Source organism: Glutamicibacter protophormiae (genome assembly GCF_016894325.1).
GTDB classification, from domain to species: Bacteria; Actinomycetota; Actinomycetes; order Actinomycetales; family Micrococcaceae; genus Glutamicibacter; species Glutamicibacter protophormiae.
The window spans coordinates 238,626-262,120 of the sequence record NZ_CP069806.1 but is presented as its reverse complement, the minus strand read 5'-3'; the positions used below and the strand labels follow the sequence as shown (position 1 = coordinate 262,120).

Genomic DNA, 23,495 nt, shown 5'->3' with positions numbered 1-23,495 from the left:
CTCAGATCTCACCTTCGACGAAAGCTGCATAGGCTATGCGAACTCGGTCCCGAGGGTCAGTAATGTTCGCTGGCGCTACATTCATGAATTCACTAACGGAGCCATTAAATCTGATGCTCCCGTCAACAAGCACTACTACGTGGTCGAAAGAACCATCAATATCTTCCGTCTGGTGAGTAGAAACCACGGTTACATGCTCATCACTGAGCGTGGCCAGGATCCGCCGAAACCTATCGCGCTGTCCAGGGTCAAGACCAGCCGTGGGCTCATCAAGGAGAACAACCCCAGCTCGATGCACTAAGGCACCTGCTAATCCCAGACGTCTCTGTTGCCCGCCCGATAGTTCCGTGGCCTTCTTACCCGATAATTCATCTAAGCCGACAGCATGGACAGCCCAAGGAGCTTCGTGTTTAGCCAATCTACGCGACATCCCTTTTAACCACCCTGCGTACATAACGTGTTCCATGACGCTAAGACCGGCTACAGGGGAGAAATCTTGGGGCAACCAAGCAACGAGCCGACGAAATTTTCGCAGCTGACGGGAAGTGATCCGGTTTCCATTGGCACGGGTTATCTCAATAGTCCCTGCAGAAGGCGAAAGCACACTAGCCATCAGGGAGATTAACGTAGATTTCCCAGCTCCATTTGGACCCAACAGAGCCGTTCTTCCCGGAAGAAACGAAACATCTAGATTCTGAAAAATTTTCGATTCTGATGCATAGCCGTAGTCCACGCCGGATATTTCGATATTCTTCATTAGAAGTATTGCTTGACCGACTTCGCAGTCAGCTTCACTCCACTGTCGAGGCCAGCCACCTTGGAAAGCTTAAAATGGTACCGATCTGGTCTCTGCATTTCACCCCAATTGAAAGTGCCGCAATTGCTGGTCCTAGATCCCATGTTCTTGTCAGGCAGAAGACCCCTTTCATCGAATAAGTTAAGCGTTACGCTTCCTACGGGCTTCGAACTTCCCCATGTCTCAGAGCAAGTTTTTAACACCGTTTTGGTAGCCGCTTTGTCCTTGTGGCTGTCCTGCCAAGACCGCGATTTAAAACCAGTTAGGGCATTCGTGATTGACGAAGACCAGGAACCTTCAGCCATAGCAGGAGCTGCAGCAACCAAACTTCCCCCTCCCACGAGAACAGCGACCAGTGCAGCTGCGCGAATCTTTTGACCCAGCATTTTTATCCACCTAGACAAACATTTAGACTTAATTTTCTCACGTGATATTACTATCCTTGACGCTAACTGTCTAATTCCGAACGCCAACTACTCAGATCCTGCAATCTAACACCTTTGCACGGATAGGGTCTTTGAACGCTGCGACCGTCGGTTCTAAATCATCGCGCTGAATATTACTGATCAAGTTCTTCGCACCATTCCACAAGTGCTTAATCGGTTGAATGGGCCGGAGCGCTCGAATGGCAGTTAAACGGATGAATATCCTGCGGATCCTGGCCCACGTCATTTCCGTACGAATCAATTGGTTTTTCTGACAGGCCGCGATCCCGCACAATTATGCTCTTTCCCCCAGTTCAGCTCCACCAACGTCTGCACGGCCTCCAGAATCAACCGGTTATCGTCGCGGCGCAGGTAGAGTCGTGGAATCCGTGCGGCCACGAACGTGTTCTTCTGCCGGGTCGCGCTCTGCGCTGCGGTGCCCAGCGCAGCGTTCACAGAGGATTCCCCGCCTCTGGTATGCGAAGACTTACTGCGTCCGGCCGATTCGTTCTACCCCGGGCAGACCTCCGCCCACGTTGCCAAGTACGCCGCACGAGAAATACGCTCAGGTCCACGCCGATCTCGGGAATGATCACCTCAGAGGACGTGCTCGAAAGCCCCGGGATTGTGGAGATTCCCGTCCTGTTCAGGAGGCTTTGTTGAGGTCACGTGTATTAGGACTTATGCATCTAGCTAAACGACCGAACAAAAGAATGTTAAGTCTGCGATTTGAAGCTGTCAGAACAGGGTGGCTTCGCCGCCGTCGAAGTCCGGGTTCTCCAGCTTCAGCAGCCGGGTCTTGATGTCCAGTCCCCCGAGATAGCCTCCTAGCGAGCCGTCCGTGCGCAGCACGCGGTGGCAGGGAAGCACGATGGGCAGCGGGTTCGTGGCGCACGCCGAGCCGACGGCCCGCACCGCCTTCGGCTTGCCGATGTGCTCGGCCACCTGGGCGTAGCTCTGGGTCTGCCCATAGGCGATGTGGCCCAGCTCCAGCTGCACCTGCCGGCGGAACTCGGTGGAAAGCCGCAGGTCCAGCGGCAGGCTGAACTCCTGCAGCGTGCCGGAGAAGTACTGGTCGAGCTGCCTGGCCGCGTCGTCGAGCGACCGGTCGTCCTTCAGGATCCGCGGGCCCACCTTGTGCGCGAGCGCCTCGAGGATGCGCTCATGTCCCTCGGTTTCAAAGGCCACCCGGACCAGCCCGGCCTCGGTGGAGGCCAGCAGCAGCCGGCCGATCGGGCTGTCGACAATGCGGTAGGAGATTTCGATCAGCTGCTGGCTGCGGGCATCATGAACAAATTTTTTGTTCAGTTCCGCCAGGATCCGCGCTTCGTCCTGCGTCGCGGGGACGGCTGCAATCCGTTCGCTCATGACAACTCCTCCAGCATCTGTGCATGCTTCCATTGGGCACGCAGGTTCTTGATCCCGTCGCTTCCCGCCCGGCGGGCGGCCGCTTCGGAACCGGAAAGGACCTGTGCGATCTGCGCGTAGCTCAACCCGCCCAAGTACCGGTAGGCGAGCACGAAACGCTGCTTCGGAGGCAGCGCATTGAGCGCCTGCCACAGTTCCCGATCCATGATCCTGGCTTCGGGCAGCCCCGCCCGGCCGGCTTCTGCCTCGGGCAGCATCTCGGTCAACACCTCGGGATGGTTCTTGCGCAGCTCGTCGATGGCCTTGCGGTGGGCGATGGTCACCAGCCATGCCTGCACGTTGGCATCCTCCGGAAGATCCGGATAGGCCTTGAGGGCGGAGAGGAACGTTTCCGACCACGCATCCTGGGCGCGATGCTCGTCAAGCAGGGCGCGGCACACGCGCAACACGGTCAGCCCATGGTCTTGGACGATCCGTTCGAACGGTATCTGCATGGCTCTCCCGGCAGCTGCTTCCCCTTGCGGGCTCTCACCTTGTAAACGTACCGCAGGCGAAGTTTGTGAGGTCGGGAGCGAAAATTTTTTTGCTCCGCGGCGCCAAGGCGCGATTGGAGAAGCCGGTTACAGACGCACCGGATCGAGCTCTGCGGCGATTTCTTCCAGCCGCTCCAGGTCGATGTCAATCACTTCGCCGTTATCGACGCCTTGGGCTTGCTTGCCGCCGGCGAGCGCATCGCGGATCACGCGCATGGTGGCCCCGTGGCTGACGATCATGATCCTGCGCCCCTCGTGTTCCTGCATCAGCTGCAGCAGCGCGGGCAGGGCCCGGTCCAGGATCTGCCGGTGGGTTTCGAGCTCGTGCTGCACCTCGGCGGCTTCCAGGTCGCTGACCTCTGCCATGATGCGCCCCTCCAGCGGGCCGAAACTCCGCTCAATCAGGGGGTGCACCGCCGGGCCGGTCTCGGCCCCGAGCTGCTCGGCGATCAGCGCCGCGGTCTCCTGCGCGCGGGCCAGCGGGGAGGCCAGCAGCAGGTCCCAGCCCCTGCCCTTCAGGAAGCGTCCAAGGCTGCGCGCCTGGTGGCGCCCGGTGTCATTCAGCTCGATGTCCGTGCGGCCCTGCAGGCGGCCAGCCAGGTTCCAGTCGGTTTGCCCATGTCGTACCAGTGCCAGCGCGGTGTCCATGACTCGAGCATAAGCGCAGCGCAAAGGTATCGAATAATCTCCGGCAAAGGAAGCAATACGCAACGTTACGACTCATAGTTGGGTCATTTTCGGTCATGTTGCGAAGATTGTTACAACCATCCCGAGCGGCCGAGAGATCTGGTTCGATGACGCCGCAGCAACCTGCCACAGCCGGTGGATACGGTGCTACCGCCAGAAACGATGGAGCTGCTTTCCGCCTACCCGGCGCTGAAGCGACATTGAACCGGGATTCCTGCCTCGATGGCTTCCGTGCCCCGCGCGGAGGTCAAAAACGTATCGACAAGGAGTCAGAAGCCACCATGGCAGACCACAAGTTTGGATTCCGCACCCGCGCGCTGCACGCCGGCGGCACCCCCGATGCCGAGCACGGCGCCCGCGCGGTGCCGATCTACCAGAGCACTTCGTTCGTCTTCAAGGACACCGACGACGCGGCGAACCTGTTCGCACTGCAGAAGTACGGCAACATCTATTCGCGCATCGGCAACCCCACCGTGGCCGCGTTCGAGGAACGCATGGCCTCGCTGGAAGGCGGCATCGGCGCGGTAGCCACCGGCTCCGGCATGGCCGCGGAGTTCGTCACCTTCGCCGCGCTGGCCCAGGCCGGCGACCACATCGTGGCCTCGGCCAAGCTCTACGGCGGTACCATCACGCAGCTGGACGTCTCGCTGCGCCGCTTCGGCATCGACACCACCTTCATCGATTCCAACGATCCGGCCGATTTCGAGGCCGCGATCCAGGAGAACACCAAGGCCGTCTACACCGAGGTCGTGGCCAACCCGTCCGGCGACATCGCGGACGTGGCCGGGCTGGCCGACGTGGCGCACCGCCACGACATCCCGCTGGTGGTCGACTCCACGCTGACCCCGCCGTACATCCTGCGCCCGATCGAGCACGGCGCGGACATCGTGATCCATTCGGCCACCAAGTTCATCGGCGGGCACGGCACGACCCTGGGCGGCGTGGTCATCGAGTCCGGCACCTTCAACTGGGGCAACGGCAAGTTCCCGACCATGACCGAACCGGTGGCCAGCTACGGCAACGTCTCCTGGTGGGCCAACTTCGGCGAATACGGCTTCCTGACCAAGCTGCGCAGCGAGCAGCTGCGCGACTTCGGCCCGGCGCTGCCGGCGCAGTCCGCCTTCCAGCTGCTGCAGGGACTGGAGACCCTGCCCCAGCGCATGGACAACCACCTGGCCAACGCCAAGCAGGTCGCCGCCTGGCTGGAAGCCGACGAACGCGTCACCTACGTGAACTACGCGGGGCTTGAATCCCACCCGCAGCACGAGCAGGCCTCCAAGCTGCTGCCGATGGGCGTCGGCTCGGTCTTCAGCTTCGGCGTCAAGGGCGGCCGCGAGGCCGGCGCCAAGTTCATCGACGCGCTGCAGCTGGCAAGCCACCTGGCGAACATCGGCGATGCCCGCACCCTGGTGCTGCACCCGGCGTCGACCACCCACCAGCAGCTCAGCGGCGAACAGCTGCTCGCCGCCGGCGTTCCGGAGGACCTGATCCGCCTCTCGGTCGGCTTGGAGGACGTCGAGGACATCCTCTGGGACCTGGACCAGGCGCTGTCCGCCTCGCAGGAGGGCTCGTTGGAGTCCGATTTCGCGGCACCGACCTATGACGGGGCATCCTGCGCCGTTCCCGTTGCTTCGAAGGGAGCCAACTAATGAGCACCGCTGAACGCACCTGGCAGGGCCCGGGCGCCGCAGAACGCCTGAACATCCTGCGCGAAACCAAAACCATCGCGATTGTCGGCGCCTCGAACAAGCCCTCGCGCGCCAGCTACTTCGTGGCCACCTACCTGCTGTCCTCCTCGAAGTACAAGGTGTACTTCATCAACCCGGTACTGGACGAGATCTTGGGCGAGCCGGTGTACAAGTCGCTGGCCGACCTGCCCGAGTCACCGGACCTGGTCGAGGTGTTCCGCAAGCATGACGACATCCCCGGCGTGCTGGACGAGGCGCTGGCGGTCGGGGCGAAGACCCTGTGGCTGCAGCTGGGCACCTGGCATGAAGAGGTGGCCCATCGCGCCGAGGCCGCGGGCTTGAACGTGGTCATGGACCGCTGCGTGAAGATCGAGCATGCGCGCTTCCACGGCGGGCTGCGCCTGGCCGGTTTCAACACCGGCGTGATTTCCTCCAAGCGCCAGCTGCTGGCCTAGGAAATCCCCGGACGAACACAGCGGTGCCGCCCTTCTGCATGAAGGGCGGCACCGCTGTGCTCGTCTTCTTTGGCGCTACTTGACCAGGTAGCCGCGCAGGTCGTCCAGGATCTGGTTGGCGCCGGTCGGGCCCAGGCCCAGGAACCAGACGTCGTCGTTCACGCGGATGGCCTGTTCGTCCTTGACCGCCTGCAGCTGGCCCCAGAGCGGACCTTCCACCGCGGCCTTCTCGCCGGTGGCCTCGGGCGTTCCGTAGGAGGTGTAGAACAGCCAGTCGGCATCGGCATCGGCCAGGTTCTCCGCGGAGATTTCAGCGGCCAGGTCGTCGATGTTCTGGTTCTCCGGGCGGGAGAATCCGGCGTCGGCCAGGATCACGCCGATCAGCGACTTGTTGGCATACAGGCGGATCTTCTCCGGCATGAAGCGCAGCAGGGAAATCTTCGGATCGCCCTCCACGTCCTCATTCAGCGCAGTGGCCTTGGCCTGGTAGTCGTTCAGCACTGAAACCGCCTTGGTTTCCTCGCCCAGCGACTCGCCGGCCAGCAGGAAGTTCTCCTTCCACGGGAAGCCCGGGCGGATGGAGAAGACGGTCGGGGCGATCTGGTTGAGCTGGCTGTACAGCTTGTCTGCGCGCAGCTGGGAGCCGATGATCAGATCCGGGTTCAGCGCGGCGATGGCCTCCAGGTTCAGCTCCTGGATGGTGCCTACGGTTTTGGCATCCTTGACCTCGTCGGCCAGATAGCTCGGCACGGAGTTCGCGCCTTCGGTGGAAGGGATGCCCACCGGGGTGATGCCCAGGGATAGCACGGCATCCAGCTCGCCGGTATCCAGCACCACCACGCGCTGCGGCTTGGCCGGGATTTCGGTGGTGCCGTTGGCGTGGGTCACGGTGCGGGGGAACTGGCCGGCTTCGGCGTCCGAACCGAACTTGGCGGTTTCCGCATCCGCGGTTGTGAAGCTCTGGCCGCCCACGGCCACGTCCTTGTTGCCGGCGTTGGAGTCGGAGGTGCTGGTAGCCGCGCCGCAGCCGGCGGTGACTGCAACCATGAGTGCAGCGGTGGCGCCGAGGATGGTGCGGCCCCACGAGGTACGAGTATTCAAGAAATTCACAACGCCAATATACCGTATTCATTGGCGTCGAATGATAGGTAAGCATCATCTACCGCAACATTCGCGATAAGGTGTTCCAGTCACCGTTCTCAGCGTGAAAGTGCGACTCCCCCCACCGTGAAGACCTTATCTCCACCCGATGATTTGCAACGCAGCAAGTCACCGAGCAAACATTTGTTGATTCTCGGAATGCTGGCGGTCCTGCTGGTCGCACTGGCCGCTGCGTCGTTGACCATCGGCTCAAAATCCCTGAGCCTGGAACAAATCTTTTCGGCGCTGGCCGATCCCGCGGAATCCGTTGAGCGCAGCCTCATCCTGTCTTCGCGCTTGCCCCGCGCGCTGCTGGCGATCCTCGCCGGCGCCGGGCTGGGTGTGGCGGGGCTGCTGGCCCAATCGCTGACCCGCAACCCGCTGGCCGAACCGGGCATCCTGGGCGTCAACGCCGGCGCCTCGCTGGCCATCGTGACCGCGGTCGGGTTCCTGGGGGTTTCGGGTTTTGCCGGCTACGTATCCTTCGCCTTCCTCGGCGCGCTGCTCACCGCCGCTCTGGTCTACCTGATCGGCCGCCCCCGCGCAGGATCCTCGGACCCGGTGCGCCTGGTGCTCTCAGGGGTGGCCATCGGCGCGATTTTCACCGGCCTCGGCACCGCCTTGTCGCTGGTGCGCCCGCAGGCCTTCGACCAGCTGCGCGCCTGGACCATCGGTTCCCTGCAGGGCAGGGATGCCTCCATCATCGTTCCGCTGGCGCTGCTGACTGCCGTCGGAATCCTGCTCGCGGCGCTCTGCGCGCGATCGCTGGACGGGCTGGCGCTGGGAGACGACGCGGCCACCGCGCTGGGTGTCAACGTCCGCAACACCCGCATCCTGGTGCTGGTCACCATCACCGTCCTGGCCGCCTCGGCCACCGCCGCCGTGGGTGCCATCGGCTTCATCGGCCTGATGGCGCCGCACGCCGCGCGCCGGCTGGCCGGATCCGGCACGGGCTGGGTCATGGCCTATACCTGCCTGCTGGCGCCCATGCTCCTGCTGGTTGCCGACGTGCTGGGCCGCGTCATGCTTCCCGGCGAACTGCAGGCCGGCGTGGTCTGCGCGTTCATCGGGGCGCCGCTGCTGATCATGCTGGCCCGCAGCCCCAAGGCGGCGGCCCTGTGAGCATCGCATCGGCAAACAGGACCCGGACGCTCAAGCGCTCCACCCGCTCCCGCTCTGTCGGACTGGCGCTGGGGGCCGCGGCCCTGCTGGCGACCGTGTTTGCGGTCTCCGGCGGCGAATATTCCATCACCCCGTGGCGTGTGCTGACGATCCTCTTCGGCGGCGGCGAGGGGCTTGAGACCACCGTCGTCTGGCAATGGCGCATGCCGCGCGCAACCGCCGCGCTGGTGTTCGGCGCCGGGCTTGCCGTATCCGGCGCGGTCTTCCAGACGCTGACCCGCAACCCGCTGGGATCCCCGGACATCATCGGCTTCTCCACCGGCGCCTATACCGGCGCGCTGGTGATGCTGACCGTACTCGGCGGCGGATTCCTCGCCACCAGCCTGGGTGCGCTGGCCGGCGGCCTGCTGACCGCCTTCGTGGTCTACCTGCTGGCCTGGCGCAACGGCACCCACGGCTTCCGGCTGATCCTGGTGGGCATCGGCGTCTCCGCGGTGCTCGCCTCGTTCAACCACTACCTGGTGCTGCGCGCGGAACTGGACGTGGCCATGGCCGCCGCCGTGTGGGGCGCCGGCACCTTGAACGGCGTGACCTGGGCCGGGGTGATTCCGGTATCCATTGTCGTGCTCGCGTCCCTGGCCGCGGTGCTGGTCGGCTCGAAGTCGCTGCAGATGCTGCAGATGGGAGACGACCTGGCCAGCGCTTTGGGCATGAAGGTCGAACGCACCAAGCTGGTGCTGGTGACGCTGGCGGTCCTGCTGGTTTCCGCGGTGACGGCCTTGGCCGGCCCGATTGCGTTCGTGGCGCTGGTCGCCCCGCAGCTGACGCGGCGCCTGGTGGGCGGGGGCTCGCTGAACCTGATCCCCACGGCACTGACCGGGGCGTTCCTGCTGGCGCTGGGAGACCTGCTGGCCCAACGGCTGTTCGCCCCGATCCAGCTGCCGGTGGGTGTGGTCACCGTGTGCATCGGCGGCATCTATCTGGTGTATCTGCTCAACCGCGGGACCCAGCGGATCCGTGGGTAGCGCGCCTCACGCCCGACTGAGACCCGGGGCACACCAATACCCGGAATCCCGGGGGTTTTGCCCCGTTTTGATAACGATTCGGTGGAGTTTGCGGCGGGTGCGGTCCGCCAGTTTGAAAACCGCCGCCGCGGCGCGGGAAGGTTGGCTCATGCCTTCCCTTTCCCGCCGCTTTGCGGTGCTCCCTGCCCTCGCGTCCGCACTGCTGCTGGCTTCCTGCGCCGCGCAGGCCCCGGCCGAGGACGGGTTCGCCAAGCAGGCGGCGCAGAAGCTGCTTCCGGGACAGCAAAGCCCGCGGATTTCCGGCTCGACCGGAGTGCTGGCGCAGGCCGCACCCGACGTGCCCGCTGTCGTGGCCCCGGCAGGACCGCTGCGGCTGCATCCTCGCCCCGAGGTCGACTGCGACCAGGCCAAGTGCGTGGCGCTGACCTTCGACGACGGACCGGGCCGCCACACCGAGCGGCTGCTGGACCATCTGGCCGCCGCGGACACCCCGGCGACGTTCTACCTGCTGGGGCAGAACGCCCAGAAGTATCCGCAGACCCTGCGCCGCATGGTCGTCGAGGGGCACCAGCTGGGCAGCCATACCCATGACCACAAGGCGCTCACGTCACTGAGCAGCTCGCAGATCACCCATGAGATCGACACGGCAGCGGCCATCATCAAGGACCTCAGCGGAATTTACCCCAACACGGTGCGTCCGCCCTACGGCGCGCACAACACCCAGGTCGATGCGCTGATCGATGCCCCGCTGGTGCTGTGGGATGTGGACACGCTGGACTGGAAGCACCGCGACCCGGCCAAGGTCGCGAGCATCGCCATGCAGGAAGTGCGCGACGGATCGATCATCCTGATGCACGATATCCATGAGAGCACCGTCAAGGCCGTGCCCGAGCTCGTCAAGCAGCTCAAGCGGCAGGGCTACACCCCGGTCACCGTCGACGAGCTGTTCGACGGGCAGGACTTCAACAGCTCCACCGCCTACACCAGCCGCAACCAGATCCGCTAATCACACTCTTTCTCCGCACGCACGCAATCAGCCGCCGGGACGCTCGAGGCCCGTTTGAGTACACCAAACCCACCGAAACGCAGATAAACCCAAAAATTCCCCCGCATTTCACTTGACCTGGCCACACAATCGGGCATAAAGTCATCTAAACACAGATCCATGTGTTGCAGGTCATGAACCCCAGCGGAGGCAGAAATGTTCGCCGAAGAACGACACCGGCTGATCGCAGAGCAGCTCGCGGCCGATGGAAAAGTCACCGTGGCGCAGCTCGCCGACCGCTTCGACATCACCCGCGAAACCGTGCGCCGGGACCTGGCGCAGCTCGAATCCGAGAACCACTTGCGCCGCGTGCACGGCGGCGCCGTCGCCACCAGCGAGGCCAGCACCCGCGAGGAAAGCTACGTGGTGCGCACCGCAATCCACGCCGAGGCCAAGGCCCGCATCGCCCAGCGCGCGCTCAGCCTGATCCCGGTCTCCGAGGCCTCGGTCATCCTGGACGCCGGGACCAGCACCGAAATCCTGGCCGAGCGCATGCTCAAGACCAACACCGGAAACGGCCTGCTGGTCATCACCCACGCGCTGCCCATCGCCTCGGTGCTCGTGCAGAGCCCGCACATCGCCCTGGAGCTGATCGGCGGACGCGTCCGCGGCATCACCGGCGCGGCCAGCGGCGCGCGCACCGCCCAGGAATACGCCAACTACCGCGCGGACATCGCCTTCATCGGAACCAACGGGCTTGATGCCGGCTTCGGGCTGAGCACCCCCGACCCGCTGGAAGCGGCAGTCAAGCGCTCCCTGGTTGCCAGTGCCCGCCGCGTGGTGCTGCTGGCCGACGGATCGAAGTTCGACCAGGAAACCCTGGTCCGCTTCGCCGCGCTGGACGCCATCGACACGCTGGTCACCGACCGGTTGCCGGGCGCCGAACTGGCCGCGGCGCTGGAAGCCGCCGACGTCGAGGTGATCGTGGCATGATCGTCACCCTGACCTGCAACCCGGCGCTGGACAAGACCATCGAGCTGGGGTCCGCGCTGGTGCCCGGGGCCGTGCAGCGCGCCGAATCCAGCCACCTGCAAGCGGCCGGCAAGGGCGTGAACGTCACCCGGGCCATCACGGCGTCGGGCGGGCAGTCCCTGGCCCTGCTGCCCGGGGATGCCGCCGATCCGCTGGTCATGGCCCTGGCCGCCGACCAGCTCCCGCACCGCGCGCTGCCCATCGCGGCCCCGCTGCGCACCAACATCACGCTGGTTGACCGCCAGGGCACCACCACCAAGATCAACGAACCGGGCCCGGTGCTCGGCGCCGCCACCCTGGCCCAGCTGGAACTGCTGATCATCCAGGAACTGGCCGCCACCCGGGCCACCTGGCTGGTGCTGGCCGGATCGCTGCCTCCCGGGGTCCCGGACGACTACTACGCCACGCTGACCGCGCGGCTGCGCGAGCGCCTGGGCAGCAGCTGCCCGAAGATCGCGGTGGACACCTCCGGCGCACCGCTGCGCCAGCTGTTCGCGCACGGCCCGCAGCACGTGCCGGATCTGCTCAAGCCCAACGGCGAGGAACTGGCCGAACTGGCCGGATCCACGCTGACCGAGGAAGAGCTGGAAGCCTCCCCGCAGCTCACGGCCCGCACCAGCGCCACGCTGCTGGAACGCGGGGCCGGGGCGGTGCTCGCCACGCTGGGCGCCGCCGGGGCGGTGCTGTCCACCCCCGACGGCGCCTGGCACGGAATCCACGACCCCGTCACCGTGCGCAGCACCGTGGGCGCCGGGGATTCATCGTTGGCCGGCTATCTGCTGGCAGATACGGCGGGGGCGGACCCGGCGCAGAAGCTGCGCCTGGCCATCGCCTACGGGACGGCCGCGGCCTCGCTGCCCGGCTCGACCATTCCCACCCGCCACGACCTCCGCACGGACGCTGTCGCCGTCACCGATCTCACGCCAAGACAAGGATCCCAACCATGAGCGATCTGATCACCCCCGGGCTCGTCGCCCTGGACGTCCACCTGGGCACCACCGCCCACGACGTCATCACGCATCTGGCCAACCAGATCACCGCACAGGGCCGGGTCACCGACGCCGCGGAACTGGCCGAGCACGCGCTGGCCCGCGAGGCGAAGACCGCCACCGGCGTGCCCGGCGGCATCGCCATCCCGCACTGCCGTTCGGCCGCGGTCACCGCCCCGACCCTGGCCATGGCCCGGCTGGCCGACCCGGTGGACTTCGGCGCCAAGGACGGCCCGGCGGACCTCGTCTTCTTCATCGCCGCCCCGGAAGGCGCGGACAAGGAGCACCTGAAACTGCTGTCCAGGCTGGCCCGCGCGCTGGTCAAGAAGAGCTTCACCGCCGCGCTGCGCGAGGCGCAAAGCAACCAGGAGATCGTGGACCTGGTCTCCGAGGTCATCTCCGACGCCCCGGCCGCCCCGGCCCCGGCCCCGGCACCGGCACCGGCACCGGCCGATGAACCGGCCGCCGCAGGGCCGGCCGCAACCCAGCGTCCGAAGGTCGTCGCGGTCACCGCCTGCCCGACCGGCATCGCCCACACCTACATGGCCGCCGATGCGCTGGCCCAGGCCGCGCAGGAGCTGGGCATCGACTTCGCCGTGGAAACCCAGGGGTCCTCCGGGTCCACCCCGCTGGATCCGGCGCTGATCAGGGACGCCGACGCGGTGATCTTCGCCGTTGACGTGGATGTGCGCGACCGCGGGCGCTTCGCCGGCAAGCCGGTCATCCAGGTGCCGGTCAAGCGCGGCGTGGACGAGCCGGCCAAGCTGCTCACCGACGCGGTGGCGGCCTCCACCGACCCCCAGGCCCGCCGGGTGCCCGCCGCTTCCGCGCAGGAATCCGCGGACACCGCGGAGTCGAAAAAGGAGAGCTTCGGCGGCGGGCTGAAGCGCGCGTTGCTCACCGGCGTGTCCTACATGATCCCCTTCGTCGCCGGCGGAGGCCTGCTGATCGCGCTGGGCTTCCTGCTCGGCGGCTACGCCATCACCGACGTGGCGGACGCCTACCTGGGCGAGAACACGCTGTGGAACCTGCCCGATGCCGGGCTGGCCGCCTATCTGGGCGCCGCGGCCTTCAAGATCGGCTCGCTGTCCATGGGCTTCCTGGTTCCGGCGCTGGCAGGCTACATCGCCTACGCCTACGCGGACCGTCCGGGCATCGCCCCTGGCTTCACCGCCGGCGCGGTGGCCGGCTTCATGGGCGCCGGGTTCATCGGCGGCATCGTCGGCGGCGTGATCGCCGGCCTGGCCTGCCGCTGGATCAACTCCTGGCCGGTCCCGCGCTGGCTGCGCGGGCTGATGCCGGTGGTCATCGTGCCGCTGCTGGGCTCCATCATCGCTTCCGGCCTGATGTTCCTGGTGCTCGGCGGGCCGATCGCGCGCCTGACCGTAGCGCTGAACGACTGGCTGTCGGGCATGTCCGGCGTGGCCGCCGCGGGCCTAGGCCTGATCCTGGGACTCATGATGGCCGTGGACCTGGGCGGCCCGGTCAACAAGGTCGCCTACTCCTTCGCCGTGGCCGGCCTGGGCGCCGGCTCCCTGGTGGAGAACCCCGCACCGCTGATGATCATGGCCGCCGTGATGGCCGCCGGCATGGTGCCGCCGCTGGCCATGGCCCTGGCCACCGTGATCGCCCCTAAGCTGTTCAGCGGGGCCGAACGCGAAAACGGCAAGGCCGCCTGGCTGCTGGGCGCCGCCTTCATCTCCGAGGGCGCCATCCCGTTCGCCGCGGCCGACCCGCTGCGCGTCATCCCGGCCTCCATGGTGGGCGCCGGCGTGACCGGCTCGCTGATCATGGTCTTCAACGTGGTCAGCCAGGCCCCGCACGGCGGCATCTTCGTCTTCTTCGCGATGAACAACACCTGGCCGTTCTTCCTGTTGGCCACCGTAATTGGTACCGTGATCTCAGCGCTGCTGGTCATCGTCCTGAAGAAGTTCGTCCGCAAGGCCCCGTCCGCGCAGGCCCAGCCGGCAGCCGCGCAATCGGCAGGAGTGGCAGCATGAGCACGCAGCAGGTTTCCTACCACGGCGTAGGCGTCAGCGCCGGGCGCGTCATCGGACCGGTGCTGCGCATGCCCGATCCCATCGCGGCCCCGTCCGACGGCGCCCCGCTGCCGGAGGGAAGCACCGCGCAGGCTGAAATCGAGCGCCTCACCGCGGCCACGCAGTCCGTCGCCGCGCAGCTCAAGGCCCGAGCGGCCACCGCCACCGGGGATGCCCAGGGGGTGCTGAAGGCCACCGCGCTGATGGCCAGCGACCGCACGCTGCTCAAGTCCGCCAGCACCCTGGTCTCCGGCGGCACCTGCGCCGAATCGGCCATCTGGGAGGCCGCCGATGCGGTGGCGACCCAGCTGGCCGCGCTGGGCGGCTACATGGCCGAACGCGCCGGCGACGTGCTGGATGTGCGCGCCCGCATCGTGGCCGAGCTGCGCGGGGTCCCCGCCCCGGGCATCCCCGACTCCCAAGAGCCGTTCGTGCTGGCCGCGGTGGACCTTGCCCCGGCCGACACCGCCACCCTGGATCCGGCCAAGGTGCTGGCCCTGGTCACCTCCGACGGGGGCCCGCAGTCGCACACCGCGATCATCGCCCGCTCGCTGGGCCTGCCGGCCATCGTCGCCGCCACCGGCACCACCGCGCTGCGCGACGGCATGCAGGTCTTCGCCGACGGCATCAGCGGCACCGTGACCACCAACCCGGGCGCGGAACAGGAACATCTGGCCGCCACCTACGCGAACCGCGAACCGCTGCCGGACTTCGACGGCTACGGCGTGCTGGCCGACGGGCATCCGGTCCCGCTGCTGGCCAATGTGGGCGGGGGCAAGGACGCGCAGGCCGCCGCGGCCGCCGGCGCCCAGGGTGTGGGCCTGCTGCGCACCGAGTTCTGCTTCCTGGGCCGCGATGCCGAGCCGACGCATGAGGAACAGGTCCAAGCCTATGGGGCGGTGTTCGAAGCCTTCGCCGGCAAGAAGGTCGTGGTCCGCACGCTGGACGCCGGGGCTGACAAGCCGCTGCCGTTCCTGACCGATACCACCGAGCCGAACCCCGCCCTGGGCGTGCGCGGCTACCGCACCGACGCAGCCAGCCCCGGCGTGCTGGCCCGCCAGCTGGCGGCCATCGCGCAGGCGGCCGCTGAGCACCAGGCCGAGGTCTGGACCATGGCGCCGATGATCTCCACCCCGGCCGAGGCCGGCGCCTTCGCGGCCATGGTGTCCGCAGCGGGGCTGCCCACCGGCGGCACCATGATCGAGGTTCCCTCCGCCGCGGTGCTGGCCGGCGGGATCCTGTCGCGCTGCGATTTCGTTTCGCTGGGCACCAACGACCTGACCCAGTACACCATGGCCGCCGACCGCCAGCTCGGCGCCATGGCCGAACTGAACGACCCCTGGCAGCCGGCGGTCCTGCACCTGGTCAAGGCCACCGCCGAGGGCGCCCTGGGCGCCGGCGGCAAGCCGGTGGGCGTGTGCGGCGAAGCCGCGGCGGACCCGGCCCTGGCGGTGGTGCTGGTGGGCCTGGGCGTGAACACGCTGTCCATGAACAAGCGGGCCCTGCCGCCGGTCGCGGCGGTGCTGCGCACGGTGGACCTGCCCGCCGCCCAACGCCTGGCCGCGCTGGCCCTGGAGGCCGATTCGGCTTCCGAAGCCCGCCGGCTCGTCCGCGCCGAACTGCCCGAGCTGGACCGCTTCGGCCTTTAACCGCATCCCTGCACCATCTGAAAAACAAAGGAGCCACCATGGCAGAACGTCAAGCAGTCATCGGAAGCCGCGTGGGGCTGCATGCCCGCCCGGCAGCCATCTTCGCCGAGGCCGCGGCCGAGGCCCCGGTAGAAGTCACCATCGCCCTGGAAGGCGAACCGGCCGAGGACGCACTGGATGCCTCGAGCATCCTTTCGCTGATGGGACTGGGCGCCGAATACGGCACCACCGTCATCCTGCGCGCCGAGGGCGAGGGCGCCGAGGCGGCCCTGGACGAGCTGGCCAAGGTCCTGGAAACCGACCACGACTCCGAGTAGTTCCACCGGCTGGCCACGGCGCCGGCGGCCCCGGGTGCTCCCTGGGCCGCCGGCGCCGTTTTCCGCCTCGGCACCCCCGAAAATAGTGATTGACAAATCCCAATCATCGGCCTGATGATTGAGTTCTCACACTTGGGGACGGGAGATTGTCGTGAGCACCTTGACGACTTCCATACTGCGTCTGGTCAGGCCATTTTCACAACGGGACTATGCGCTGCTGGCCGGCGCCATGGTCGCCTCCACCTTCGCCTCGGGCATGTGGGCCGTGGCCATGGTCTACCAGGTGCGCGCGCTGGGCGGCGGGCCGATGGAACTGTCCGTGGTCGCCACCGTGAACAGCGTCGGACTGCTGGCGCTGGTGCTGGTCGGCGGGATTGCCGCCGACCGCTATTCCAGCCGGAAGATCGTGATCCGCGTCCAGGGGCTGCACCTGGTCGTCATGTCCGGCACCGCGGCGCTGTCGCTGACCGGCGCGGTGCAGCTGTGGCACCTGGCCGTCACCGGCTTCTTCTCCGGGGCCGGGGCGGCCTTCTTCTACCCGGCCTATTCGGCGCTGCTGCCGAGGATGCTGCCCGGGGAGCAGCTGCTGGCCGCGAACGGGCTGGAGGGAACGGTCCGCCCGGTCGTGCAGACCGCACTGGGGCCCATGGCCGCGGGTTTCCTGGTCGCCCTGGTCTCCCCCGCCCACGCGATCCTCGGGGTGGCCCTGTGCCACCTGGCGGCGCTGGCAGTGCTGCAGTTCATCCGGCGGCGCCCGGAGTACGACGCCGCTGCCCCGGAGGACGAGCAGGGCCACCCCGGCATCCTGGCGCAGCTGCGCCAGGGCGTGGGCTACACGATGCGCACCCGATGGCTGCGCTGGACGCTGCTGTTCTCGGCGGTCTCGGTGTTCTCCTTCATCGGGCCCTTCGAGGTGCTGCTGCCGTTCATCGTCGGCGACCAGCTGCACGGGGACGCCACGCTGTTCGGCTACGCGTTGGCGTTCTTCGGAATCGGCTCGGCGGCGGGCTCGCTGCTGATCGCCTCCTCGCGGTTCCCCCGGCGCTACCTGAGCCTGATGACCGCGTACTGGTGCCTGGGCACGCTGCCGCTGACCCTGGTCGGCTACGTCGACGCGTCCTGGCTGCTCTTCGCGATCCTTGCGGTCTTCGGCCTGACCGACGCGGCGGGTATGGTCATCTGGGGCACGCTGCTGCAGCGGCGCGTCCCGAAGCGCCTGCTGGGGAGGATTTCCAGCCTGGACTTCTTCGTCTCGCTGGCATTGATGCCGGTGTCCATGGCGGTGGCCGGCCCGTTGAGCCAGGTGCTGAGCCTGCAGGCCATCTTCGTCTTCGCGGGGGTCATCTCCCCGATCTTCGGGATCATCGCCTGGAAGGCGGGGAAGTTCGCCAAGGACGAGCTGGCCAATCCGCTGGATTCCCCGGACCCCGTGGCCGAACTGGAAAGCAGCTAGTATTTTGCCGAAAACTCGGCGCAGGCTGCGTGGCTTCGCCCAGATGCGGCGCGAAAAGCGAGATGGTGGACGCATGAGGTCTTCGTCCACCATCTTGTTGCGCGGCGCCGCGCTGCTGCTGAGTCTCGGGCTGCTCACCGGATGCGCTTCCAGCCCCGCCACGCCCGAAACATCGAGCGCCCCTCCGGAGGAAAGCGCCGCTCCGGTCGACTGCGCCGTCGCCAAGTGCGTGGCGCTCACCTTCGACGACGGGCCGGGAGAGTTCACCGACCGGCTGCTGGATGAGCTGCAGGAGGCCAAGGCCCCGGCCACCTTCTTCATGGTGGGCAAGAACGTGGGCAAGTACCCGGACACCGTCAAGCGCATGGTCGCCGAGGGCCACGAGCTGGGCAACCACACCTGGGACCATGCGGATATCACGACGCTGACCAAGGAGAAGATCGAGCACGAGGTCCAATGGACCGACGAGGCCATCGAGAAGGCCGCGGGGCAGACCCCTGATGTGCTGCGCCCGCCCTATGGCAGCCACGGGGCGGTCTACGACCGGCTGATCCCCTACCCGCTGGTGCTGTGGGACGTGGACACCCTGGACTGGAAGCACCACGATCCGGTGAAGACCGTGAAGATCGCGCTCGATGAGGTCAAGCCCGGGTCGATCATCCTCATGCACGACATCCACGAGAGCTCGGTCGAGGCGGTCCCGGATCTGGTCGCGAAGCTCACCGCGCAGGGCTACACCCTGGTGACGGTCGACCAGCTCTTCGCCGGCAGCGACTTCGTTCCCGGCGCGGCCTACGAGCGCGGCGCGCACCAGGCGGCCGCCGGGGACTGAGCCGGGTCAGGGAGCGGTTTCGGCGTACATGCGCAGCTGGTCCAGCTTGTCCTCCTCGCTTTCGCGCACGTGCCCGGCCAGCTCCTCGCACTCCTCGACACTCAAATCGGGGTTGATGATCGCCACCTGCAGCACCACCTCGGTGTATCCGGCGTCGTCCTTCAGGTCGTAGCGATAGGACAGGCCATCCGGGTTCTGCGAGGTGTGCAGCACCAGCAGCCGGTTCTCGATCAGATCGCGAACCTCGTACCGGCGCTCGTGCCCGGCGACCCGGTAGGTCAGGGTGGTCCCCACACGCAGCTGGGGGTCATCCGAATGCATGGATCCGATGCCGTGCATCCACAGGGGCGCCGCCGCCCAGTCGGTCAGCAGCTCCCAGACGCGGTGCACCGGAAGATGGATGGTCACGGTGCTCTCGAACACGCTGAACTGGCTCATACCGGCATCGTCCCATCCAGCGCCCGTCTTGCCAAGGGGCGGGCATCGGGAACCGCCCGGGCCGGGAGCGGCGGGCCCTGCGTGCAGACGGCACAGGCCGGTTCGCGCGGCGCGCGCGGCGCTGCGTGAACCGGCCTGCGGCCTTTCCTCCCGGCGCGGCGGCCGGGCGGGAGGATTTACCAGTCTTCTTCGTCGTCGGCCTCGGAGATGCCGAGTTCCGGCTCCTGCTCGAGGTCGAAGGTGTACCAGGCCTCGGTGAAGTCGGCCATGGCGTCCAGGGCGTCCTGCGCATCCGAGTCCAGCACCTCAAGCGCGTCGGGACTGTTGAGGATCGCGGTGATCGCCACGAACGGATGGTGCTCGAAGTAGTCGGTCGGGGTGGCGTCCTCGTTGAACGTCAGGTCCTCGCTCTGGGCGAAGAGATCAGTGTACTGAGCCACGGCCTCGGGCAACCTGGTCAGATTAATACCGGTCAGGGACTCATTGTAGATTTCGGCAGTGGCATCCGCCCACTGCTCAATGAGCTCCTCGCTCATTTGTGCCATCTGGTTTTCCACCTCGTGCTCGGGATGTGAACTGCTCGCGCAGTTCGGTAGCACTTCATCTTAAGCTGTCGCGTTCCCTGTGCCAAGACGGCTCGGACCATCGTGATCCATGCCTCGCGGCACCGGCCGCCAGGGCAGCCCGATGGCCGGCAGCGATGGCAGTTCCGGAAGCTCCGGTCGCCCGCCCCAGCTCCTCGGCGTCCGGCTCAACGCCGCTCCGCAGGCAGGCGCCGGGGGTCGTCCACGGCCCAACGGATCGACAAGCCCCGTTCTCCCTGCCGTAAAATCCAGCACAGCAGAGCAATGCCCCTTAAGGCATCCAGCGGATGCCTAAAAACGGCACCCGCTGGAATTATCTGCCTTCTGCACCGAAGGATTCCCCTCCGCACGACGTGGTGCCGCACGGAATGGCATCCCTAGTAGGCCTTCACGCCCTGCTCCACGATCAGGTGGATCAGCGCGAACTTCTTGTCCTCGTCGATGGCCTTCAGCGCCGCTTCCAGCGCCGCCGGCACCTCGGAATCCTGCTCCACGCGCACGCCGAATCCGCCGAAGGCCTGAGCCATGAGCGCGAAGTCCGGGTTGAGCAGCTGGGTGCCGGAGACACGCTCCGGGTACTGGCGCTCCTGGTGGGTGCGGATGGTTCCGTATTGCTGGTTATCCATGATGATCACCAGCGGGGTGGCGCCGTACTGCGCCGCGGTGGCAAGCTCCTGCCCATTCATGAGGAACTCGCCGTCGCCGGCGATGGTCACCACGCGGCGGTCGGGGTAGCTCAGGGACGCCGCCACGGCGGAGGGGACCGAGTAGCCCATGGAGCCGTTGCGCGCCGAGATCATCGAGGCGTACCCGTTGGTCGGGAAGTAGCGGTGGGCCCAGTTGGTGTGCTCGCCCGCGCCGAAGGTCACCATTGCGTCCTCGGGCAGCGACTGGACCAGGTTGGCCATCATGGTCGCCATCTTGGCCTGCCCCGCGGAGGGGGTGGCCGGAGGAAGCTGCGCGAACTTTTCCTGCTCGCCGCGCATCCGCGAGGTCCATTCCTTCCACGAATCCTTGACCGGCAGGTCCATCAGCAGCAGATCGCGGACGAACACATCAGGCTTGGCGACGATCTGGTGCGAGACCGGGCCCGAACGACCGCGCAGCGCGGGGTCGATGGTGACGATGAAGTTCTTCTTTTCCCAGTTCTGGCGGACGTTGAACCCGTCGGTGATCACATCGCCGGGCACGGTGCCCACGAAGATCAGCAGGTCGGTTTCCTCCAGCAGGTCGTAGGTCGGCTTGGGGCGCCCGTAGCCGATCGGTCCGACGTAGGACGGCGAGGTGAACGGAACGGTTCCTTCGCAGCGCCATTCCGCCGCGGCCGGCAGGCCGTGCTCCTCGAGCCAGCGGGTGAAGTCCGCTGCACCCTCATGCGACCAGTCGTTGCCGCCGAAAACGAACAGCGGCTTCTCGGATTCCTGGAGGGCGGTGTTCAGCGCCTTCCAGTCGGTGACGGTCATGCCGCCGGTGGCCACCGGGATCTCGGGGTGCAGTTCGGCGGAGATTTCCTGCTGGATGATGTCTTCGGGCAGTCCTACCACGACGGGGCCGGGGCGGCCGGACATGGCGGCGAACATGGCCTCGGCAACGATTTCGCTGGCGCGCTCGGCGTGGTCGAGGATCATCACGCGCTTGGCGCCGGTGCCGAACCAGGCCTTTGGATCGAATTCCTGGAAGGCTTCCTTCTCGCGGTGCTCGAAGGGGATCAGGCCGACGAACAGCACCAGCGGGGTGGAATCCTGCCATGCGGTGTGCAGGCCGACATGCGCGTTGGCTGCGCCGGGACCGCGGGTCACCATGGCGATGCCCGGACGCTGGTGCAGCTTTCCGTCGGCTTCGGCCATGTAGGTTGCCCCGCCTTCATGGCGGCAAACGATCGTCTCAATCGAGGATTTGTGCAGCCCATCGAGCACGTCGAGGTAGCTTTCCCCGGGAACGACATAGGTGCGCTCAACACCGTGCGCGGCGAGCGTATCGACAATTACATGTCCGGCAGATTTCCGCATCTGCGCTTGACCGTTTTCACTCATGTTCAAGGGGCGTCTTTCTGTTTCATGGTCGTCAGACGCAACTACGAGTTAAATGATCACTTTGACCGTGCGATGCAACGTTGCGTCGTTGAAAAACAGTACTAAATTCTGTTCGATTGCACATCATGAATACCGATTGCTACGCGAGTATGACACGATGCGCGAGTTCATGCATATGCCTGCTCATATTGTCCAGAGAATTCCAAAGAGTGGGACAGTGTGCTTCGTCACTCCGATTCGGCTCGCTTTGCCGGCGCCGCCCCTGCGGAAGTGTTGACCAGATCACCTTGGATCAATATCCTATTAGAAAACTAATGTTTACTGGCAGGCATCACCGGCTAGTCAAATCCTCCAGTGAGGCTCTCCATGGAATTCATCAACGGAACGATTGTCGCGGTCTATCTCGCGGCCATGCTGGCCTTCGGCTGGTGGGGCAAGTCCCGTACCAAAAACAGCAGCGACTACCTGGTCGCAGGGCGCCGACTGGGTCCGGTGCTCTACACCGGCACCATGGCCGCCGTGGTCCTGGGCGGCGCATCCACCGTGGGCGGCGTGGGGCTGGGCTACAAGTGGGGCATCTCCGGCATGTGGCTTGTCGCTGCGATCGGCGCCGGCGTCATCCTGTTGTCCCTGGCGTTCGCCCCGACGCTGCAGAAGCTGAAGGTCTTCACCGTTTCCCAGATGCTCAGCCTGCGCTACGGCAGCAAGTCCGCCACGAATACCTCCGGCATCGTGATGCTGGCCTATACGCTGATGCTGTGCGCGACCTCGACCAGCGCCTATGCCACGATCTTCGTGGTGCTCTTCGACTGGGAGAAGTGGGTGGCGATCGCCGTAGGCGGAGCCATCGTGGTCATCTATTCGACCATCGGCGGCATGTGGTCCATTACCCTGGCCGACCAGGTGCAATTCGTCATCAAGACCATTGGCATCTTCGCGCTGATGCTGCCGTTCTCGCTGAATGCGGCCGGCGGCATGGACGGCATCCGCGAGCGCATCGGCGCCGAGTTCTTCGACATCACCGGCATCGGGCTGCAGTCCATCATCACGTACTTCGTGGTCTACACCCTGGGCCTGCTGATCGGGCAGGACATCTGGCAGCGCGTATTCACCGCCAAGACCCCGAAGGTAGCCCGCTGGGGCGGCACCACCGCCGGCGTCTACTGCATCATCTACGGCATCGCCGGAGCACTGATCGGCATGGCAGCCCGGGTGGCGCTGCCGGACATCGCCGGGGCAGACGCCAACAAGGACGTCGTCTACGCCGAGGTCGCCACGCAGCTGCTGCCGGTGGCCGTGGGCGGCCTGGTCATGGCCGCGGCCGTGGCCGCCATGATGTCCACCGCCTCCGGCGCGCTGATCGCAGCGGCCACGGTGGCCCGCACCGACGTCACCCCGTTCGTTGCCGGCTGGTTCGGGCGCGCCATCGAGGTGAACACGAACGAGAACCCGGAGCACGACGTGCGCGCGAACCGCATCTGGGTGCTGGTGCTCGGCGTGGTGACGGTGTCGCTGGCCATCCTGGTGGACGACGTGGTCGCGGCGCTGACCATCGCCTACGACATCCTGGTCGGCGGCCTGCTGGTCGCAATCATCGGCGGCCTGCTGTGGAAGCGCGGCAACGGCCTCGGGGCCGCCGCTTCCATGGCGGCCGGCACGCTGGTCACCTTGGGCACCATGATCGTGCTGGAGATCCAGGCCGAGAACAAGTTCGACGGCGTCTACGCGAACGAGCCGATCTACTTCGGCCTGATCGCCTCCGCGCTGACCTTCATCGTGGTGTCACTGGCCTCCAGGCCCACCGATTCCGGGGTGCTCGCGCACTGGAACCTGCGGGTCTCCGGCAAATCGCTGGAGGAGGGCGTCGCGGCGGAAAGCCGCGGCTAGCCGGCTCACTAACCGCGA

Annotated in this window: 22 protein-coding genes and 1 riboswitch; of the genes, 13 read left to right on the top strand and 9 right to left on the bottom strand. The window is 66.4% G+C overall.

What is annotated here, in order from left to right:
* Position 1: 1 nt before the first annotated feature.
* The 5 genes from JQN66_RS01335 to JQN66_RS01315 form a co-directional block, all read right to left on the bottom strand.
* A complete protein-coding gene (locus JQN66_RS01335; RefSeq protein WP_188948513.1) occupies positions 2-757 on the bottom strand; it encodes an ATP-binding cassette domain-containing protein in 756 nt (251 codons plus the stop codon).
* 722 nt (positions 758-1,479) lie between these two features.
* Complete coding sequence (locus tag JQN66_RS01330; protein ID WP_188948514.1) at positions 1,480-1,677, bottom strand: hypothetical protein; 198 nt, start codon at positions 1,675-1,677, stop codon at positions 1,480-1,482.
* A 282-nt stretch (positions 1,678-1,959) separates the two neighbouring features.
* Positions 1,960-2,589 (bottom strand): methylated-DNA--[protein]-cysteine S-methyltransferase, encoded by a 630-nt coding sequence (locus JQN66_RS01325; RefSeq protein ID WP_204676345.1) that lies wholly within the window; start codon positions 2,587-2,589, stop codon positions 1,960-1,962.
* Positions 2,586-3,083: an RNA polymerase sigma factor gene (locus JQN66_RS01320; protein ID WP_188949579.1), complete on the bottom strand. Its 498-nt coding sequence runs from the start codon at positions 3,081-3,083 to the stop codon at positions 2,586-2,588. Before JQN66_RS01320 ends, JQN66_RS01325 begins: the two co-directional genes overlap by 4 nt.
* Before the next feature lie 126 nt (positions 3,084-3,209).
* The gene (locus tag JQN66_RS01315) at positions 3,210-3,770 is read right to left on the bottom strand and encodes a histidine phosphatase family protein (protein WP_204676344.1); all 561 of its coding nucleotides are present in this window, start codon (positions 3,768-3,770) and stop codon (positions 3,210-3,212) included.
* A gap of 113 nt (positions 3,771-3,883) precedes the next feature.
* A riboswitch (SAM riboswitch) is annotated at positions 3,884-3,978 on the top strand.
* A 112-nt stretch (positions 3,979-4,090) separates the two neighbouring features.
* Here JQN66_RS01315 and JQN66_RS01310 point away from each other — a divergent pair.
* Both JQN66_RS01310 and JQN66_RS01305 read left to right on the top strand, forming a co-directional pair.
* Positions 4,091-5,458, top strand: coding sequence for an O-acetylhomoserine aminocarboxypropyltransferase/cysteine synthase family protein (locus JQN66_RS01310; protein ID WP_204676343.1), 1,368 nt, complete (start codon positions 4,091-4,093; stop codon positions 5,456-5,458).
* On the top strand, positions 5,458-5,952 hold the full coding sequence (locus tag JQN66_RS01305) for a CoA-binding protein (protein WP_188949585.1): 495 nt from the start codon (positions 5,458-5,460) through the stop codon (positions 5,950-5,952). Before JQN66_RS01310 ends, JQN66_RS01305 begins: the two co-directional genes overlap by 1 nt.
* A gap of 75 nt (positions 5,953-6,027) precedes the next feature.
* Here JQN66_RS01305 and JQN66_RS01300 read toward each other — a convergent pair whose 3' ends face one another.
* On the bottom strand, positions 6,028-7,053 hold the full coding sequence (locus JQN66_RS01300) for an ABC transporter substrate-binding protein (protein ID WP_477190225.1): 1,026 nt from the start codon (positions 7,051-7,053) through the stop codon (positions 6,028-6,030).
* 186 nt (positions 7,054-7,239) lie between these two features.
* Here JQN66_RS01300 and JQN66_RS01295 point away from each other — a divergent pair, with 186 nt between their 5' ends.
* The 10 genes from JQN66_RS01295 (at position 7,240) to JQN66_RS01250 (ending at position 18,535) form a co-directional block, all read left to right on the top strand.
* On the top strand, positions 7,240-8,214 hold the full coding sequence (locus JQN66_RS01295) for a FecCD family ABC transporter permease (RefSeq protein WP_239464098.1): 975 nt from the start codon (positions 7,240-7,242) through the stop codon (positions 8,212-8,214).
* Positions 8,211-9,239, top strand: coding sequence for a FecCD family ABC transporter permease (locus JQN66_RS01290; RefSeq protein WP_204676342.1), 1,029 nt, complete (start codon positions 8,211-8,213; stop codon positions 9,237-9,239). Before JQN66_RS01295 ends, JQN66_RS01290 begins: the two co-directional genes overlap by 4 nt.
* A gap of 148 nt (positions 9,240-9,387) precedes the next feature.
* Positions 9,388-10,245: a polysaccharide deacetylase family protein gene (locus JQN66_RS01285; protein WP_204676341.1), complete on the top strand. Its 858-nt coding sequence runs from the start codon at positions 9,388-9,390 to the stop codon at positions 10,243-10,245.
* 195 nt (positions 10,246-10,440) lie between these two features.
* A complete protein-coding gene (locus tag JQN66_RS01280) occupies positions 10,441-11,217 on the top strand; it encodes a DeoR/GlpR family DNA-binding transcription regulator (RefSeq protein ID WP_204676340.1) in 777 nt (258 codons plus the stop codon).
* Positions 11,214-12,203 (top strand): 1-phosphofructokinase family hexose kinase, encoded by a 990-nt coding sequence (locus JQN66_RS01275; RefSeq protein ID WP_204676339.1) that lies wholly within the window; start codon positions 11,214-11,216, stop codon positions 12,201-12,203. Before JQN66_RS01280 ends, JQN66_RS01275 begins: the two co-directional genes overlap by 4 nt.
* Positions 12,200-14,245, top strand: a complete 2,046-nt coding sequence (locus JQN66_RS01270) for a PTS fructose transporter subunit IIABC (protein ID WP_204676338.1) — start codon at positions 12,200-12,202, stop codon at positions 14,243-14,245. The genes JQN66_RS01275 and JQN66_RS01270 overlap by 4 nt, the downstream gene beginning before the upstream one ends.
* Positions 14,242-15,933, top strand: coding sequence for a phosphoenolpyruvate--protein phosphotransferase (gene ptsP, locus JQN66_RS01265; RefSeq protein WP_204676337.1), 1,692 nt, complete (start codon positions 14,242-14,244; stop codon positions 15,931-15,933). The genes JQN66_RS01270 and ptsP overlap by 4 nt, the downstream gene beginning before the upstream one ends.
* A gap of 38 nt (positions 15,934-15,971) precedes the next feature.
* On the top strand, positions 15,972-16,250 hold the full coding sequence (locus JQN66_RS01260) for an HPr family phosphocarrier protein (RefSeq protein WP_188949598.1): 279 nt from the start codon (positions 15,972-15,974) through the stop codon (positions 16,248-16,250).
* A 151-nt stretch (positions 16,251-16,401) separates the two neighbouring features.
* Positions 16,402-17,703, top strand: a complete 1,302-nt coding sequence (locus JQN66_RS01255) for an MFS transporter (RefSeq protein WP_204676336.1) — start codon at positions 16,402-16,404, stop codon at positions 17,701-17,703.
* A gap of 73 nt (positions 17,704-17,776) precedes the next feature.
* Complete coding sequence (locus JQN66_RS01250) at positions 17,777-18,535, top strand: polysaccharide deacetylase family protein (RefSeq protein WP_204676335.1); 759 nt, start codon at positions 17,777-17,779, stop codon at positions 18,533-18,535.
* Between the two features lie 6 nt (positions 18,536-18,541).
* On the opposite strand, the gene JQN66_RS01245 is transcribed toward JQN66_RS01250, so the two are convergent.
* The 3 genes from JQN66_RS01245 to JQN66_RS01235 form a co-directional block, all read right to left on the bottom strand.
* On the bottom strand, positions 18,542-18,973 hold the full coding sequence (locus JQN66_RS01245) for an SRPBCC family protein (RefSeq protein ID WP_047118133.1): 432 nt from the start codon (positions 18,971-18,973) through the stop codon (positions 18,542-18,544).
* Between the two features lie 176 nt (positions 18,974-19,149).
* Positions 19,150-19,518: a hypothetical protein gene (locus JQN66_RS01240; RefSeq protein ID WP_188949602.1), complete on the bottom strand. Its 369-nt coding sequence runs from the start codon at positions 19,516-19,518 to the stop codon at positions 19,150-19,152.
* 416 nt (positions 19,519-19,934) lie between these two features.
* On the bottom strand, positions 19,935-21,590 hold the full coding sequence (locus JQN66_RS01235) for a thiamine pyrophosphate-dependent enzyme (protein ID WP_204676334.1): 1,656 nt from the start codon (positions 21,588-21,590) through the stop codon (positions 19,935-19,937).
* Between the two features lie 366 nt (positions 21,591-21,956).
* On the opposite strand from JQN66_RS01235, the gene JQN66_RS01230 reads away from it, so the two are divergent.
* The gene (locus JQN66_RS01230; RefSeq protein ID WP_204676333.1) at positions 21,957-23,477 is read left to right on the top strand and encodes a sodium:solute symporter family protein; all 1,521 of its coding nucleotides are present in this window, start codon (positions 21,957-21,959) and stop codon (positions 23,475-23,477) included.
* Positions 23,478-23,495: the final 18 nt, after the last annotated feature.

What these genes read in the sequence shown, in the direction of transcription:
- JQN66_RS01335 (WP_188948513.1), bottom strand. Translation starts at nt 757, where the DNA reads ATGAAGAATATCGAAATATCCGGCGTGGACTACGGCTATGCATCAGAA.
- JQN66_RS01325 (WP_204676345.1), bottom strand. Translation starts at nt 2,589, where the DNA reads ATGAGCGAACGGATTGCAGCCGTCCCCGCGACGCAGGACGAAGCGCGG.
- JQN66_RS01320 (WP_188949579.1), bottom strand. Translation starts at nt 3,083, where the DNA reads ATGCAGATACCGTTCGAACGGATCGTCCAAGACCATGGGCTGACCGTG.
- JQN66_RS01315 (WP_204676344.1), bottom strand. Translation starts at nt 3,770, where the DNA reads ATGGACACCGCGCTGGCACTGGTACGACATGGGCAAACCGACTGGAAC.
- JQN66_RS01310 (WP_204676343.1), top strand. Translation starts at nt 4,091, where the DNA reads ATGGCAGACCACAAGTTTGGATTCCGCACCCGCGCGCTGCACGCCGGC.
- JQN66_RS01305 (WP_188949585.1), top strand. Translation starts at nt 5,458, where the DNA reads ATGAGCACCGCTGAACGCACCTGGCAGGGCCCGGGCGCCGCAGAACGC.
- JQN66_RS01285 (WP_204676341.1), top strand. Translation starts at nt 9,388, where the DNA reads ATGCCTTCCCTTTCCCGCCGCTTTGCGGTGCTCCCTGCCCTCGCGTCC.
- JQN66_RS01280 (WP_204676340.1), top strand. Translation starts at nt 10,441, where the DNA reads ATGTTCGCCGAAGAACGACACCGGCTGATCGCAGAGCAGCTCGCGGCC.
- JQN66_RS01275 (WP_204676339.1), top strand. Translation starts at nt 11,214, where the DNA reads ATGATCGTCACCCTGACCTGCAACCCGGCGCTGGACAAGACCATCGAG.
- JQN66_RS01270 (WP_204676338.1), top strand. Translation starts at nt 12,200, where the DNA reads ATGAGCGATCTGATCACCCCCGGGCTCGTCGCCCTGGACGTCCACCTG.
- ptsP (WP_204676337.1), top strand. Translation starts at nt 14,242, where the DNA reads ATGAGCACGCAGCAGGTTTCCTACCACGGCGTAGGCGTCAGCGCCGGG.
- JQN66_RS01260 (WP_188949598.1), top strand. Translation starts at nt 15,972, where the DNA reads ATGGCAGAACGTCAAGCAGTCATCGGAAGCCGCGTGGGGCTGCATGCC.
- JQN66_RS01250 (WP_204676335.1), top strand. Translation starts at nt 17,777, where the DNA reads ATGAGGTCTTCGTCCACCATCTTGTTGCGCGGCGCCGCGCTGCTGCTG.
- JQN66_RS01245 (WP_047118133.1), bottom strand. Translation starts at nt 18,973, where the DNA reads ATGAGCCAGTTCAGCGTGTTCGAGAGCACCGTGACCATCCATCTTCCG.
- JQN66_RS01240 (WP_188949602.1), bottom strand. Translation starts at nt 19,518, where the DNA reads ATGGCACAAATGAGCGAGGAGCTCATTGAGCAGTGGGCGGATGCCACT.
- JQN66_RS01235 (WP_204676334.1), bottom strand. Translation starts at nt 21,590, where the DNA reads ATGAGTGAAAACGGTCAAGCGCAGATGCGGAAATCTGCCGGACATGTA.
- JQN66_RS01230 (WP_204676333.1), top strand. Translation starts at nt 21,957, where the DNA reads ATGGAATTCATCAACGGAACGATTGTCGCGGTCTATCTCGCGGCCATG.